This window comes from Cytophagales bacterium (genome assembly GCA_019456305.1).
Taxonomy (GTDB): Bacteria; Bacteroidota; Bacteroidia; order Cytophagales; family VRUD01; genus VRUD01.
In genome coordinates this window covers 1-15,863 of the sequence record VRUD01000046.1, presented here as the reverse complement: position 1 = coordinate 15,863, position 15,863 = coordinate 1, and the positions used below count along the sequence as shown (strand labels likewise).

Sequence of the window (15,863 nt, the reverse complement as noted above, 5' to 3'; positions counted from 1 at the left end):
ATTATTTACATTTGTATCTTCTCCAGGTATAAATGCACCGTTTGCTCCTTCTTATCATAATAATAAACACAAAGATAACCCGGTTTTGATTTTATAGCGCCTATAAAGCTTGCTGCTTTACCGGTCATACGTGCGGTGCCTCTTTTGATCGGGATCTTGTGCGTTTCAGATTCTTTGCCTACCTCAATGCTTGTTATTCCAATATGAGGATTTGCACTGACCATGTTTCTTGAGATCATAACTTCCTGTTTGGAATCCGGGAGCGTGGTGGTAAAAGCATAATCAAAAAAACCATAACTTTTAACAACTTTCGCCAGCTTTAAACCTCCATAATAGACACTATTATAAGGATAATAACAAACTACTTTAGTATAATCTTTGGCAATTTTGTTTATGTTATTCATTTTTCCACTCTCGTCATAATTGAAAATAATGAAATCCATTACCGTAAAATTAAGTGGTTTGGAATCTTGAGTAATATCACCAATATACCTGCCTGTAATTAAATCTTTTAATCTGCTGCTTATGCCCGGCATAGATTTTCGGAATGTTTCAGAAATTATCTGGTAGCCCCCATCTTCTGATTCTACGATGTCATGGAAGAATACTTTGGGCTTACTGCCAATGGCAAATTTTCTTGACGTAGCTTTTAAAAGCTCCTGGATACCGGCATCCCAGTCAACCCTGGTGTAGGTTAATTTTTTACCCTCAGGAGATAGCTTTAAGAAAAATAGCCCATCAGAATTTTTTCCGCTCATTCTTTCTCCTGCAAAATACATGCCTCCGGTAACGATATTACCTTTGCTGTCTATCAAAAATGCAGACGGGACGTTTGTAACTACTCCGTCAAACAATGGATATTTATATAAAATATTACCTGATTTGTCATCCATGCATACAATTTCGCCTTTTCCTTTTTTAGATAATGCACTGGGCTTAATGAGCTGGACCACGATGATGCGGTCACCCCCTGATTCTATAGCTTCTACGCCTACGAACCCTTTTTCAGGCATAAACCTCTTTTCCCACAGCGTATTAATATTACGGTCTGTTTTTGCTACAGAATAGCCCCATTTCTTCTCTTTGATGGGTTTTACAATGTAAAATGCATCGTTTGCAGAAGGATAGACTTCGGAGGTAGTAGCTGCAAACTTTTTTTCCACGATCCCTTTGGTTTTAATGATCCCGCCTTTGCTGTCAACGGTTACATAGGTCAGTTTCTTTTTGGGAACGTCCTTAAATACAAACATGAAATCCTTTCCGTTAAATTCACTGCCATCCACAGTCGATCGTTTGGAAATAGTGATCGGGGTTTGTTTTATTAATTTCAGCTCCAGGTCATAAATTGCAATTACAAAATTGATCATTCCGCCACCTACTTTTTCATTCACATAAAAAGTATAGTAGCCGGCAGCTTCCCCTGTTTCTTTATTCACAATGGCATGTACGCCACGGAATTCTCTTTTTCTTACATCACGAATCTCTGCTGATTGAGCGCTTACTAAGTTAGCATTGCTAATTAACAGCGCAAATAAAACGGGTAATAAAATTAGTTTTTTCATTGTTTTAATTGGTTTAATTAATAGTATTGGAATTTCGTTTAACCACGAATTACACTAATTTGCACGAATTTATTTTTTAGTGAAAATTCGTGTAATTAGTGGTTAATTTTTTCTTCATTTCAAATGTTTAAAAACTCAACAAACTCCTTCGGATAATTCGTCATATCTAACTTTTCTTCCACAAGATTAAGATTGATACCCCATCTTTGCATCGCTAAAGCTCCAAATAGAACTTCAATTTTTTTACCATCATCATCGTTTCCAATATGATCCAATACTAATGCAAACTCCTCAATTGGTAATCCTTCAATTTTACATTTTAACACACTGTTTTTTGACACAGTATGCGCTTCACCTCCTAATGAAACGGGTCTGGTAATTCCTAATTTTTCTGTCGTTAAATTTTTGGCAATGTCTTCAATAATATAGGTATTCCTCGCTCCACTATCAAATAAAGTCCAGCAATCTCTTCTGCTACTTTAATATTTGTTCTTATTCGTCCCATTTTTGGTTAATAATAAAGTTATTGCAAATATACAATCCTTTCGAGGATATTATTTACTCAAATTAAAAGTACCTGTTAACACAAACTGATCAATATTAACACCACCTACTTCCTGAATGATTTCAGAGCCGGTCAACTCTATATTATTCTTGCTTGTTTCAGACCCGGTAAAAGATATAACAATTTGCTCAATTTCAAAATTACTGTTAATACTTTGAGAAATACGCGATATGGTAATATCGCTACCGTCAACTTGCCAGCTAAATGTATTGGCTCTCTTTGTACCAGCCACAGTATAGTCATAACTTCCGGATCCGCCTTTGTCAAAAGTAAATGTCCCGGCATTAGTTTCCACCCCCCCGGTTTCAATTGATTGTCCACTTGTATCCTGTTGAACAATTGTCCAGCTAATTTTGTCTATATCCCAAATGCCGTCTTTTTTATGAAGCGACCTTTCTAATTGTTTTTCTTTTGAACAGCTTATTCCAATGAGTAATAACACTGTTATAAAAAACAGAAGTAAGTAATTTATTTTTAATTTCATTCTGCATTTAGAATTTTACTGCAAGCCCTCCTTGCATCAATGATTTGGCTGCTCCAATCTCTATATAAGCGCCAATATTATCAGTAAAATAATAGCGAAGCCCTAATGTAGTTTCAAAGCCAACGGGTATGGGTGTTTTAATAACATCAGGAATATAATTAGGTTCATTTGACTCAAATTTCCATGTTCCGGTTCTATAACCTGCCCCTATTCCCCAATATGCGTCCAGTTTTTCAGTAGTGGCAAAATGTACATTAATTCTCCCTAAAAAGCTTATTGACGAAAAGGATACTGTATAATTGTATGTAGCACCAGTAAAAAAGTCGTCTTCGGTATATTCTGCTCCAAATGAAACATAATTGACGCTGAGGGCAAAACCAACTTTATCTGACAAGCCGTATTCAGCTCTGAAGTGAATAGGACCGAGCCCGAAAGCTGTCCAGCCTGTTACTCCGGTTTGGTTTTCAATAGACTTTAAAACAGCTAATCCTAAATTTGGGAACCCATAACCGGCAGTTATTGCCACTGTGCCTGTTCCAAATGACAGATCACCTTGCTCTCCCCCACCTTGAGAATACGTAACCGTAACATCATCCTGGGCAAATACAAGTTTATTTGAGCATAGTATGCAAAATAAACCAACAGATACGAATAATAATACAAATTTTTTCATAATTTTTTGTTTTAGTTATATAAGTGAATTATAAATACGGGGCAATATTAAATCAATTAAAAATACCATGCAAGGTTTTTTAAAAAAATATTAAAAAAATTGTTTTTTTTAAAAAACAATGTATATTTGGGCAGATTTTGTGATGTTAGGTATTCCCTCTGTTAAGGAGGGGAAGAGGGGTGTCCCGCCTGACACACTTAGTAAATTCTTTAACTTAACTTAAATCATTATGAAAAAATTATCAGCACTTTTATTATTGGTTTGTTTGACTGTATCTATAACTTTTGCAGCTAACAACTACAAAATTGATGATGTTGCTATTGATCAGCTGTTTGTTCAATCTGAAGATGTTACACTTACATTAACAGATGAACTATCATCATTAACCAGCATCATCAGCATTAACATGATGGCTTTACCTGAGGGAAAAACCGTTGGTGGCTACCTGCTCAGGGCTTACTTCTGTGGATTTTTTGCTTTGCATAGAAGCTATATGGGAACAGGAGACAAAAATTTATTTTTTCTCTATTTTTGCGTACCTGTTGCAAGTAGTATAGCTGCCTTTGTAGACTTTTGGTGGGTAGTGTTTAAAGGTGAGGAAGCATTGAATAAATATACAGACAATCCAAAGTGGTTCGTTTGGGCTGGAGGAGATTGATTTTCCCTAAAGTGGTGTCAGGTGTTTCCACCTGACAGAGCTTGTCGGGTGGAAACACCCGACACCACGTGGAAAGCTCTACCCCAAACAGGGGTTAGAGCTTTTTTTATACAATGTAAGATGTCTAATGGAAAAAGGAAGACGGAAGATGGTATTATATCATTGAGTAAGGAATCATTTTCTATTTTTTCCATCTTCAATCTTACACTTATCCCGATAAAATCAGGATCAACCATTTTCCATTATTTTGAGTATCTCTCCTTTTAACCGGTCATTAAATCCTCTCAACAACTCATAATTCTTCTTATTCACTAAGTATTCCAGGCGGTTAATTCCTCCTATATAGAACTTACTAAAAATTCCGTATCCGACAATAAATGCTGTTATGTAGTAATTAAAATAAAAAGCATAACCTGTAAAAGCAAGGGCAGCCAACTGCAAAGAAACATTAGCTAAACCTTCCCCTAAATACCCGGCATATAGCTGTCCTGCCCCGGGTAAAAATGATGACAATCTTTGGGCATTCTTAAGCTTTTTGAATTTGGGATAATCGTCTGCGTGGTATATTTTACTTATAATATTTAACAAGCTATCTTTAACTGCAGGAGGCGGGTCAGTCAAGCTTATCCATTTCACTATTTTCTCTTTAGCTTCATCCCACCTATTTAGCTCATTAAGCACCAAGACATATAATAACAAGGAAGGCATTGTTAAAATAGTGTCCTTTAAAAAGTAATGAATTTGAATTAATTGTGATTCCGCATTGTTGAAATTTCCTCCAAGATATGCACACAAAGCGCTTTGAAACCTTACCTTGTAGATCAAAGTGTCATTTAAACCAGCAAAATTCGCCCTGTTCAGGCTCTGCTCAGCTTTTCGAAACTGCTGCATTTGTTTCAGGCATGCTGCTTTACGTAACAAAGCTTCTGTTTTAACAGCAAAGTCTGAAGTTAAAAAAAATACCCTTTCATATTCAATCGAAGCAATCCGGTATTCACTTTTCTCAAACAAGCTATCAGCTAAGCGCATGGCGCTATGTCCCGCCAGCTGGTCGGGCATAGTGATCGACATCATGTGCCCAGCGCTCCCGAGTTGCTCGGTACGATCTGCGCTCTGCGCCTTAGTTGAATACCCTGCGTAAGGGAATATGAAGATCAAGCATAATATTATGGTCAACCTTTCTGAAAAGTTCATCTCTTTTTATTTGAACACTTAAAACACTACCCCAGATATTTCCTATATAAAATATGGAAAAGAAACCTGCAAATATAATAAACTGAGGGCTGACGGGCCCTGCTTTGACATAATTTTCAGCAGCAACCGCCCCGAGCAAACTCACTTGTAAAAAAGATGCAATCGCCTTTCCCCTGTATCCTGCATACCATTTACCCGAACCGGGTATAATAGCAGACATTGTCGCTGCAAGGAAGGGAGACTTGTTTTTTATTTGCTGCAAACTGACGAAATATTCATCAAATTCTTTCTGCTCATGAGTAACAGGGTAATAAGTATAATCAAAGTTTCGGGAGATTTTTTTGTATTGATCGTAATTTCTTTCCAGCAAGGCAACCCCAGCCAATTCAAACAGCCTCAACTGCTCTAGCTCCCGGTTTACAGGCATATTATTCAGTATTGTATTTGCTGAATCTCTTTTGTTCATAAAAATGTTGTTAAATGCCTGGTAATATCTTGACTTATTTAAAAATACGGAGCTATCACCTACCTTTTCCAAATACATTGAAGAAGTGTCAAGGGATTTTATGTTATAATAAACCCATCCCAAAAGATAATTCAAACTATCCTTTTGTGAATCATTAAAAGAAGAATTATTCCTCTCCAAAGTATTCAGAACAAATATTGCGTCTCTGTATTCGTCATTATCTATCAGATAATTGACAAAACTGATCTCTTCAGAAAAGCTCCTCTGCGAAAAGCCGGCTTTGGTAACAATAATAAAGACGGCAGGAAAAAGAATATACTTTAACACGAATTGCACTAATTAATGATGAAAGTAATATAGAGAAATGTCGTCTCTAATTTTTTGATTTTTAAAATCAAGGTCCAAAACATCAATATCAATAGCAGCAAGCTGGTTACAACGCATTAAACGGTCTGCTGACAAAGCAATACCTTTAATAAGACCAAATTTTTTGATCGCAACCATACTGAAATTAGAGCAACTGACCTGAAAAGAGCATCCGGATGAGACTTGTGCAGAAAGCACTTTTTGATAAAAATACATGAACAAGCCGAAAGTTAAACTCACAGGATTATAACGAATTATAGGATTCTTTTTGCTGCTAAGCAAAAACTTAACCTCTCTTTTATCATAGCTGGCGTCATAAAAATTTTGCTCTTTGATCAATAACAGATCACTTTTCTTATTCTGAGCAACAACATTAAGACATATACAATACAATAATAAAAAGAAAGTAGTTATTTTTATCATAGAACTAAACGATATAGCTTTTTTAAGAGCACAGTGTTCAAGCATTTACGTAAACTCTCCTGAACACCTGTCTGCCAACAGGCAGGCATGAACACGAGAACACTTGAACACATTTTTGATGATTGTTTAATAGCCTTGCTTAATTAACTTTGCATTAACAGGTATCTTAAAACTTAAATATGTATCGTCTACCTGCTCATTTATTTTCACATCAGAATAACTACGCTTTGTAATTATCGAATCTCCTTGAGTGAGGTATTGAAATTCAGTAATATTCAAGGGAATATTATAATTCCCAATTTTTGAATATGCAGTATAAAAAACTTTTTGTTTTGGTTTGCCATCACTATCAAAAAAACCCAAAAAAATGGGCTGGTAATTTTCATGAGCTAACTCGGCTTTACTCAATAAAGATGATAAATTCAAAGGGGGCGACCAGGTAGTAATAACCAAATTATCTTCTATTTTGGTATCAATAAGTTGAAAGCCCACTGAACGAAGGCCCATTGATTGTGTTTTGCCGCTTAAAAAATAATAAAGAAAACTATTTTCACTGCTGTAATCTGCACCCTGGCTTTGAGTAATGGTATTTGCCTCTTTATTATATATTTTGTATTCACCCCTGGCATTAGTGCTCACAAGGTACTCAGATGGTGAAGTAAAATGCGTAACTAACAATCCACCGGCTGCCTGATAAAATACTACTCCTTTTGTTACTATATACTTTCCATTTTGCAATACTTTTGCAGTCATGTTTAAGCTTATTTTGCTTACAGGTTGAAACAACACAAAGCCTGCGAATAGTAAAAAAAACAAAATAAAGGACAGGCTACTTTTCAAAATAAAGTTAAATTTCATTTTGGATATAATTTTCTATGGTTTGGTTGAATTTACTGCCGTTCTCTATATATTTAGTTGCTTCTTCGCTGGAAATAAATCCAACGGCAGAATCATGATCTGTAACTTCTCTTTTTTTACGTCTTTTAGTATTTGTTTTGATTGCATAATAATTACAAAGTTAAATAATTTAATCAAATTAACAAATAAGCTAACAAACTAATAACTAAATTTATTTACCTTTGCTTGCCATGAAAGAAAAAGTAAACAAAATACTACAGCAAGTAGAAGATCATAAAATTGAAAATGCTGAGCAATTAGAATCGTTCAGGATAAAATATTTAAGCAAAAAGGGAATAATACCCGGACTGTTTGCTGAACTTAAAAAAGCTGCTCCCGAAGATAAAAAGACGCTCGGCATTGAACTGAATAAACTAAAAAATGCTGCATCGGATAAGTTTAAAAAAATACAATCTCTAAATTCGAAATTCGAAATTCGAAATTCGAAATTCGATCCCGAGTACTCGGGACGAAATCCGAAATCTCAAGACCTGACCTTACCTCCCATCCCTAATGAAGCAGGTACCCGCCATCCTTTATCAATCGTAAGGAGAAGAATGATCGAGATATTTTCACGCATTGGGTTTAACTTATCTGAAGGACCTGAAATTGAGGATGAATGGCACAACTTCACAGCATTAAATTTTGAACCTGATCATCCTGCTATAGGCATGCAAGATACCTTCTTTATAGAGCAAGCCAGTCCCTCCCCACCAGCTGGCGGGGAGGGAACTCTCGGACAAAACATTGTACTTCGCACCCATACATCTTCTGTGCAGATACGGGTAATGGAAAACCAAAAGCCGCCTATTCGTACGCTTTCACCTGGGAGAGTTTTTAGAAATGAAACAATTTCAGCTCGTGCCCATTGCGTATTTCATCAGGTGGAGGGTTTGTATATAGATGAGCATGTGAGCTTTGCTGATCTTAAGCAAACGCTTTTTTATTTTGTAAGAGAAATGTTTGGTGAAGATACTCAATTACGCTTCAGGCCTTCCTATTTTCCCTTTACCGAACCAAGCGCTGAAGTAGATATTTCCTGCTTGATCTGTGGGGGAAAAGGATGCAATGTTTGCAAGCATACCGGGTGGGTTGAAATTGCCGGGGCTGGAATGGTTGACCCTAACGTTTTGAAAAATTGCAAGATTGATCCGCAAAAATATACCGGTTATGCATTTGGTATGGGCATTGAAAGGATAACCATGCTAAAATATAAAATAAATGATCTGAGGTTGTTTACCGGGAATGATGTGCGGTTTTTGAGGCAGTTTGTGGGAGTGATATGAGGTTTGATACAGGATATTAAAATTGTAATTAATATGAAACTCCAGGATATTCATACTATCGCAATAGTAGGTGCCGGCACGATGGGGCAGGGCATAGCACAGATCGCTGCTTTGGCAGATTATAATATATTGTTATATGATCTGAATGATAAAGTACTGCAAAACGCTTTAACTAATATTGAAAAAGATCTTGACAAAGGAATTGAAAAAGGGAAAATAAAAATTGAAGATAAAGTTAACGCATTAAAAAAAATTCGGGTAACAAATAACTTCAATGAGCTTAAAGCCGATGTTGTTATTGAAGCAGTGATAGAAAAGCTTGAAGTTAAACGGGAAGTATTTGAAAAGTTAGAAGCTATCAATGGGCCTCAAACAATTTTTGCAACAAATACCTCTTCAATCCCCATCACTCAAATTGCGGCAAGTACTAAACATCCTGGCAGGATGACGGGCATGCATTTTTTTAATCCGGCACATATAATGAAATTGGTAGAGGTGATATCGGGTGTTGCTACTGATGCTGAAGCAGCTACTGCCATCCGGCAGCTAGCCGAAGTACTCGGTAAAGTACCGATCATGGTAAAAGACTCCCCGGGATTTATCGTAAACAGGGTAGCCCGGCATTTTTACCTGGAATCGCTAAAAATCCTGGAAGAAAATATTGCCGGTGTTGAGACGATTGACAAGCTCATAGAATCATCAGGATTTAAAATGGGGCCGTTCAGATTGATGGACCTGATCGGCATAGATACCAATTTTGCAGTAACCTCATCAATGTTTGAAGCATTTCATTACGACCCAAAATTCCGGCCAAACCGTATTCAAAAGCAAAAAGTAGATGCCAGGCAGCTTGGGAGAAAAACCGGTCAAGGATTTTATGTGTATTAGTCCTACGAATTACGAATAATAAAATGCTAATATACGAATGAATACTAATGATACTAATAAAGAAATCTATATTAAGAAGCAGAGTAAAAATATTCGTATCATTAGTATAAATTAGTATATTAGCATTATACTCTGCGGTTAAATATTTTTTTTATCGGACAATAGTAATTGTTTTTCAATAATCTCAAACACCTCTTTCTTTAATCTCCCAATATCTTTAAGGCTCATCCCTTTTGTTTCTATCGGCTGGTGAATGATAACTTTTGCCCTACCTGGTTTTATCAAATACTTTCCATCATCTGGTAATATCTTCCGGTTATATGGCATGGTTACCGGAACAACGGGCACTTTTTTCTCAATAGCAATTCTAAAGGGGCCGTCTTTGAATGGGATCATTTTGGGTAATCCTTTTTGGGGAATAGTACCTTCAGGAAAAATCACAACACTGATTCCGCGATCAAGTGCATAAAAACATTTGATCATACTTCTGTATCTGCTGAATTGTTTATCTCTATCTACTGAAATATGCAATCGCGAGAACATATAGCCAAAAAGCGGAACCTTAGTGAGCGAACTTTTACCAATATACTTAGCATAGCCAGGAATCGCCAGGGTAGAGACCGGAATATCTAAGTAAGAGGAATGATTAGGGCAATAGACATATGTTGAATTTTTATCAGGTTTAAATTTGTAAACGAACCGGGTACGAATAAATGAAGTAGAAAAAAAAATTCTTGTCCAGACCTTATTCAGGAAATGGGCTGCCGGGTACCATTTTTTTCTTTGTAAGAAAACAAATTGGAAAAAAAATATAACGATATAAATGACCGAAACCCAAATCAGGCACCAGAAGGAAAAAATCCTTTTTAATATTTTCATTTTTAACCTAAAAATCTAAATTAAAAAAAACAACTTAAATTGTAATCATTATTAACATCATGCATCAAATTATCAGTTACTGGATGCTGGTTACTGGGTGCTGGTTGACCCTATTATTATTAATTTTTTATTTTTGCAAATTAAAAAAAAATAAACTTATTTTGATAATTGAGAATTATTTACTAACTTTGAGTATTCAAAAATCTTCAATTAATTTTAAAAAACATCATGCTATGAAAAAAAATGTTCTCACGATCCTGATCTATTATTTCGCATTTTTCTTTTTTGCTCCTGTTGCATTTTCACAATCAAACCCTGTTGAATTCTCACAGGAAGACCGTGAACGCATTATTCGGCTTGATGAGCGTCTTTTAGCGCTTGATGAGCGTCTTTCAGCACAGAAAAAAGAAATTAACACCCGATTCGAAGCAATGAATGACAAATTCGAAGCAATAAATGACAAATTCGAAGCAATGAATGACAAATTCGAAACAATGTTCGACAGATTGCACACGTTAATGTATTTTATCCTGGCAGGCCTTTTTGGATTGATTGGCCTGATATTCTGGGACAGGCGTTCGTACATCAAACCTGTAAAAGAGGATATCAATGAAATTCTGAGTGTTTTGAAAAAATATGCTCAAAAACAGCCCGAACTGGCTGAGATCCTCCGCTCCTACGGGCTTATGTAAACAAGGAAATGATGAAAACGACTTTTATTATAACGATTTCATCAATATAAAAATAATTATTAATTTAGTTTCATTATGAAAAAATCAATTCTCCAACTCGTTAAAACAGGTATAATTTCCAGTTTCCTGTTCGCAATGGTAATTCGCTGTTTGGCACAGCCGGTAGCAGATTTTACCTACGCCTTGACCAATGGTGGCTGCGCACCCGATTCGGTTGTTTTCACCAACACGAGCACAGGCGCCAATGCCTATTTCTGGGATTTTGGAGATTTCGGCCCCAATGATACTTCAACTGCTGTTAATCCTTTTCATATTTATTTATGGAATGGCACCTTTACTGTAACGCTGACCGCTTATGACACGCTCACGGGTAACAGTGACCAAACAATCCAGATTTTAACAATAAATTTTACTCCCTGGCCCGGTTGGGCATGGTTCTGGGCAAACCCCAATCCCGTTTGCCCGGGCGATCCAATGGATTTCAGCACCTTTATGTTTCCACCTCCAACGAGTATGCTGTGGGATTTTGACGATGGAGACAGCTCAACTTTATTTTCTCCTTCCCATATTTATGCTGATACAGGGATTTATAATGTAACGCTGATTGCAGGTAATTCCTGCGGGAGTGATACAGTTACATCGCCTGTGAGTGTTTATGACACAGCGGCAATTTTTGCAAGTTTTTGGGCATCTCTGGCAACAGCTTGCCCGGGACAGCCGGTGGAATTCAGTAATTTCTCATCCCCCACTCCAGCATCCTCACTGTGGCTTTTTGGCGATGGAGATTCTGCCACCACCTTCAACGCTTACCACGCCTATGCCGATACGGGCTCCTATACTGTTACACTAATTGTTTATAGCAGTTGCAACAGCGATACGGCAACAACAACTGTTACTATAGATACTTCCTTAATACCTTTTGTTAGCACTTCGGCATCACCCAACCCTGTCTGTCCCGATGATGTTGTCAGCTTTTCCGGCTCCGGCAACAATCTGACGAGCTTTCTCTGGGACTTTGACGATGGCGGCAACTCATTACAGGAGGACCCTGCACATTCATTCACCGATACGGGAACATATACCGTAGTTTTTACAGCAACTAACTATTGTGGAAATTCCAATTCCGATACAGTTATCGTTGTCGTGGGGGATTCTGTTCCTCCCGTTTGGGTTTCCTTCTGGACAAATCCCTGGTCTTTCTGTTCTATCTTTTCGAATATTTGTCCCGGAACCATAGTCAGGTTTATCAATAACAGCAATTATGCTACGAGCTTTTACTGGGATTTTGGTGATGGTAACACATCTACTTTAGAAGAACCTACCCATGTATTTGCAAATACCGGAACATATGATGTCAAGCTAATCGGTACAAGCTCCTGTGGGGGAGTAGATTCTATTGTGAATTGCGTGTATGTTGTAAACGATGCCGCCCCATCAGCTTGGTTCTGTACAAATCCGTTCTGTTTTCCCTCTTCCGTTGTTTGTCCGGGTTCCCCTGTCTTTTTTCAAAACTGGAGCTCCGACACAACCAATTCATTCTGGGACTTTGGAGACGGAGACACTTCCGTACTTGCAAATCCAACACATGTTTTTACTGACACAGGCAGCTATACCGTTGTCTTAAAGGTAACCAACAACTGCGGAAATGTTGCTTATCATGTAGAAACCATTACAGTAACCTACAATGCTGCCCCAGCGGGGCATTATATTAATGCATGGCCTTCAATCGTATGCCCGGGTGAGAATATTAATTTTCAGATTTTGGAGATGCCGTTTTTCTTCCCTGTTGATACTGCCGATGTATTATGGAATTTTGGTGATGGTAACACTTCCACAACGACAAATCCCTCTTACGCTTATGACTCGAGTGGGAGTTTTACTGTTACTTTGATCGTTTACACTACTTGCGGAAATGACACCACTATAAGGGAAATTACCGTAAAACCCGGTTCATCGCCTGATTTTACCTATACATTAGGATGTGCAGGTGACACTATTTTCTTCACAGATGCATCAACTCCTGCTCCCGGCACCTGGGCGTGGGATTTTGGTGACGGGGATACATCTACTGTCCAAAATCCTACTCATATATATCCTTCAGATGGGACTTATAAAGTTTGTTTGGTTGTTAGCAATATATGTGGTTTTGAACTTTTAGATGATACTATATGTAAATTCATTACCCTTTCTGCAGTAGGTATAGATGAATTTTCCGGTAATAAAACCCTCACTGTTTATCCAAATCCTACAAAAAATGTGATCAATGTCAGCTTATCATTAAATAAACCTTATATTGTAAAATTATCAATATTGAATAATCTTGGACAAGAGGTATGGTCATCGGGTAAAAAGCTTGATACCGGACAACATGAAATAAATATTAAAACTCATAACTTAACCAAAGGTATTTATTTTGTTAAAATCCACCTTAATAACAAAGAAAGCTGGGTGGGTAAATTTGTAAAAATTGATTAAAAAATTAAAACTATGAAAACTATCAAAACAACTATATTATTTATCGTAGGTTTTTTCTTGTGCAGTCATTTGGTCAAAGCGCAGAAAACCTTCACATTCCAATCATTGGATGGTTTGCTTATTACTGCAGACCTTTATAGTGTATCTAAAGGAATTCCCCAAAAATCCTATACAATAGTTCTATGCCATCAGGCAAAATACAGCCGGGGGGAATATAAAGAAACAGCAAAAAAGCTGACCGGGATAGGCTATAATTGCCTGGTACCAGACCTGCGATCGGGTGTAGAGGTGAATGATGTAAGAAATCAGACCCATTTCCGGGCGCTCGATAAGCGCTTACCCACTGATTATTTAGACGCTGAGCAAGATATTGTTGCAGTAGTGAACTTTGCATTTGAAAATTATGATAAAAAGATCATTCTGCTAGGCAGTTCTTACTCCGCTTCCTTAGCGCTAAAAATCGGAAAGGGAAATAAAAAAGTTGCAGCAATCATTGCCTTTAGCCCGGGTGAGTATTTTGGTAAAAAGCTCAATCTTCAAAAAGCGATTGCTGGTTTGAAAAAACCTGTTTTTCTGACCTCTTCCAAAAAAGAATCACAGGCGCTTGCAGAACTTGCTGAAGTGATCAAATCAGATATTAAGACACGATACATCCCAAAAACAGCAGGTTTTCATGGCTCCAAAGCATTGTGGAGCGATAATGAAGGCAATGAGGGTTACTGGAAGGCCATGAAAGAATTTTTGAGGAAGATACAATAACAACTTAGGCGCTTACGGTTTCATTAAGAAAGAAAATGAAAACATCAATGAAAATTTTAACATCCGCAATAGCCTTAATGCTAATGGCTGTTGCCTGCGGCAATTCAAGTTCCAAAATCTCAAAAGAGAAGATGCAGGAAATAAATGCACAATCGCAATTTGCTGATACGGTAAAACCGGCATCAAGCATCAAGTTTGATTTTGAAAACTATGCCACTGATAAACTACCTGACGGATGGTCGCAATACTATACCGGCTCCGTTGGTACTAACTGGAAGGTTACAAACGATAATGGCAATAAGGCGCTGGCACAATTATACAGCAGTTCAGGATATTACATTCCCAAAAGCCGGAAAAACAGGTTTTTGGACCAAGGCAGATGCCGTAACCTACTTTGACGATTTTGAAATTGGAAAATATTAATCTTTGATTATTATGAGAAAAAATTATAGCTCAACAGCAATATCGGTATTACTTATAAGTATTATTTTATGCTCATGTAGTTCAAAGAACTCATTAACTATGAGTGTTACAGAACCAGCCCCGGTATATGTTCCTTCAAACATTAAAACAATTGGTATTATTGACAGGAGTTTGCCTTCGGGAAAAAATAAAAAAATAGACAAATTTGATAAAATTTTATCTGCAGAGGGTAAAAATCTGGATAAAGACGGAGCCCATGAATCTGTTGTTGGCCTATTTGATGAACTAATAAATAATAATAGATTTTCTGAGGTGAAAATAATTGATAAAGTTGGTGTAAGGAGTCCGGGACTTGGTATTTTTCCATCAGCGCTTTCCTGGAATACAATTGAACGAATTTGTCATGAAAACAATGTAGACGCCATCTTTGCATTATCATTTTATGATACCGATGCAAAAATTGATTATAAGGCTGTTCCAATTGAAATTGATGGCCCTTTGGGGATAAAAGTTCCGGCTATTGAACATCATGCAACAATTGCTACCTTAATAAAAACCGGATGGAGAATTTATGATCCGATAAACAAATTCATTCTGGATGAATGTTTGACAAATGAGAATGTGGTATCAACAGGTATAGGGATTAATCCGGTAAAAGCTGTTAAATCAATAATGGGAAGAAAAGATGCCGTTATACAGGTAAGTAATAAGATTGGTCATAATTATGCATTAAGAATACTTCCTTATAGAATAAGAGTCTCCAGGCGCTATTATGTTACGGGAACAAATAATTTTAAAATTGCAAAACGAAGAGCACAAACAGGTAACTGGAATGGAGCAGCTGAACTTTGGGATAAAGAAGTTTCAAACCCTAAAGGAAAAGTAGCCGGCAGAGCTTGTTATAATATGGCGATTATCAATGAAATTAATGGTGATCTTAATGCTGCTGTTGAATGGGCATCAAAATCTTATACCGATTATGAAAATAAAATGGCTTTACAATATATCAATGTGCTTAAATACAGAATTAAAAGAAACAAACAATTGCAGCAACAAAAGGAATAATAACTCATTGAAAACAAACAACATACAATTAATTAGTATAGCGTTTCATAAAAAGGATAACATTTAACCTATATTATTCCTAAACTTTAAGATGAAACAAATAAAATC

General features: G+C 36.8%; 18 protein-coding genes. 8 read left to right on the top strand and 10 right to left on the bottom strand.

What is annotated here, in order from left to right:
• Positions 1 to 5 precede the first annotated feature (5 nt).
• The 4 genes from FVQ77_10780 to FVQ77_10765 all read right to left on the bottom strand — a co-directional run bounded on the left by FVQ77_10780 (position 6) and on the right by FVQ77_10765 (position 3,284).
• Positions 6 to 1,562 (bottom strand): hypothetical protein, encoded by a 1,557-nt coding sequence (locus FVQ77_10780; protein ID MBW8050798.1) that lies wholly within the window; start codon positions 1,560 to 1,562, stop codon positions 6 to 8.
• A 119-nt stretch (positions 1,563 to 1,681) separates the two neighbouring features.
• The gene (locus FVQ77_10775; protein ID MBW8050797.1) at positions 1,682 to 1,903 is read right to left on the bottom strand and encodes a hypothetical protein; all 222 of its coding nucleotides are present in this window, start codon (positions 1,901 to 1,903) and stop codon (positions 1,682 to 1,684) included.
• Between the two features lie 213 nt (positions 1,904 to 2,116).
• The gene (locus FVQ77_10770; protein ID MBW8050796.1) at positions 2,117 to 2,569 is read right to left on the bottom strand and encodes a hypothetical protein; all 453 of its coding nucleotides are present in this window, start codon (positions 2,567 to 2,569) and stop codon (positions 2,117 to 2,119) included.
• Positions 2,570 to 2,618: 49 nt separating this feature from the next.
• The gene (locus FVQ77_10765; GenBank protein ID MBW8050795.1) at positions 2,619 to 3,284 is read right to left on the bottom strand and encodes a hypothetical protein; all 666 of its coding nucleotides are present in this window, start codon (positions 3,282 to 3,284) and stop codon (positions 2,619 to 2,621) included.
• Positions 3,285 to 3,513: 229 nt separating this feature from the next.
• On the opposite strand from FVQ77_10765, the gene FVQ77_10760 reads away from it, so the two are divergent.
• Entirely contained in the window at positions 3,514 to 3,942 is a 429-nt protein-coding gene (locus tag FVQ77_10760; GenBank protein MBW8050794.1) for a hypothetical protein, read from the top strand.
• A gap of 17 nt (positions 3,943 to 3,959) precedes the next feature.
• Here the strand turns inward: FVQ77_10760 and FVQ77_10755 are convergent, their stop codons facing one another.
• The 5 genes from FVQ77_10755 to FVQ77_10735 all read right to left on the bottom strand — a co-directional run bounded on the left by FVQ77_10755 (position 3,960) and on the right by FVQ77_10735 (position 7,144).
• Positions 3,960 to 4,178 carry a hypothetical protein gene (locus FVQ77_10755; protein ID MBW8050793.1) on the bottom strand — a complete coding sequence of 73 codons (219 nt, stop codon included), beginning with the start codon at positions 4,176 to 4,178 and terminating at the stop codon, positions 3,960 to 3,962.
• Positions 4,171 to 5,136, bottom strand: a complete 966-nt coding sequence (locus FVQ77_10750) for a hypothetical protein (GenBank protein ID MBW8050792.1) — start codon at positions 5,134 to 5,136, stop codon at positions 4,171 to 4,173. Before FVQ77_10750 ends, FVQ77_10755 begins: the two co-directional genes overlap by 8 nt.
• The gene (locus FVQ77_10745) at positions 5,063 to 5,929 is read right to left on the bottom strand and encodes a hypothetical protein (GenBank protein ID MBW8050791.1); all 867 of its coding nucleotides are present in this window, start codon (positions 5,927 to 5,929) and stop codon (positions 5,063 to 5,065) included. The genes FVQ77_10750 and FVQ77_10745 overlap by 74 nt, the downstream gene beginning before the upstream one ends.
• Positions 5,930 to 5,941: 12 nt before the next feature.
• Positions 5,942 to 6,436, bottom strand: a complete 495-nt coding sequence (locus FVQ77_10740; protein ID MBW8050790.1) for a membrane protein insertion efficiency factor YidD — start codon at positions 6,434 to 6,436, stop codon at positions 5,942 to 5,944.
• Between the two features lie 81 nt (positions 6,437 to 6,517).
• Complete coding sequence (locus FVQ77_10735; protein MBW8050789.1) at positions 6,518 to 7,144, bottom strand: hypothetical protein; 627 nt, start codon at positions 7,142 to 7,144, stop codon at positions 6,518 to 6,520.
• Between the two features lie 335 nt (positions 7,145 to 7,479).
• Here FVQ77_10735 and pheS point away from each other — a divergent pair, with 335 nt between their 5' ends.
• Together pheS and FVQ77_10725 are read left to right on the top strand one after the other, a co-directional pair.
• Entirely contained in the window at positions 7,480 to 8,574 is a 1,095-nt protein-coding gene (gene pheS, locus FVQ77_10730; GenBank protein MBW8050788.1) for a phenylalanine--tRNA ligase subunit alpha, read from the top strand.
• 33 nt (positions 8,575 to 8,607) lie between these two features.
• On the top strand, positions 8,608 to 9,462 hold the full coding sequence (locus FVQ77_10725) for a 3-hydroxybutyryl-CoA dehydrogenase (protein MBW8050787.1): 855 nt from the start codon (positions 8,608 to 8,610) through the stop codon (positions 9,460 to 9,462).
• 138 nt (positions 9,463 to 9,600) lie between these two features.
• On the opposite strand, the gene FVQ77_10720 is transcribed toward FVQ77_10725, so the two are convergent.
• The gene (locus FVQ77_10720; protein MBW8050786.1) at positions 9,601 to 10,341 is read right to left on the bottom strand and encodes a 1-acyl-sn-glycerol-3-phosphate acyltransferase; all 741 of its coding nucleotides are present in this window, start codon (positions 10,339 to 10,341) and stop codon (positions 9,601 to 9,603) included.
• A 233-nt stretch (positions 10,342 to 10,574) separates the two neighbouring features.
• Between FVQ77_10720 and FVQ77_10715 the strand changes: the two genes are divergently transcribed.
• The 5 genes from FVQ77_10715 to FVQ77_10695 all read left to right on the top strand — a co-directional run bounded on the left by FVQ77_10715 (position 10,575) and on the right by FVQ77_10695 (position 15,755).
• Positions 10,575 to 11,033: a hypothetical protein gene (locus tag FVQ77_10715; GenBank protein MBW8050785.1), complete on the top strand. Its 459-nt coding sequence runs from the start codon at positions 10,575 to 10,577 to the stop codon at positions 11,031 to 11,033.
• Positions 11,034 to 11,108: 75 nt separating this feature from the next.
• Positions 11,109 to 13,508: a PKD domain-containing protein gene (locus FVQ77_10710; GenBank protein ID MBW8050784.1), complete on the top strand. Its 2,400-nt coding sequence runs from the start codon at positions 11,109 to 11,111 to the stop codon at positions 13,506 to 13,508.
• A 12-nt stretch (positions 13,509 to 13,520) separates the two neighbouring features.
• On the top strand, positions 13,521 to 14,267 hold the full coding sequence (locus FVQ77_10705) for a hypothetical protein (GenBank protein ID MBW8050783.1): 747 nt from the start codon (positions 13,521 to 13,523) through the stop codon (positions 14,265 to 14,267).
• 47 nt (positions 14,268 to 14,314) lie between these two features.
• Positions 14,315 to 14,665: a hypothetical protein gene (locus tag FVQ77_10700; GenBank protein ID MBW8050782.1), complete on the top strand. Its 351-nt coding sequence runs from the start codon at positions 14,315 to 14,317 to the stop codon at positions 14,663 to 14,665.
• Between the two features lie 37 nt (positions 14,666 to 14,702).
• On the top strand, positions 14,703 to 15,755 hold the full coding sequence (locus FVQ77_10695; GenBank protein ID MBW8050781.1) for a hypothetical protein: 1,053 nt from the start codon (positions 14,703 to 14,705) through the stop codon (positions 15,753 to 15,755).
• Positions 15,756 to 15,863: the final 108 nt, after the last annotated feature.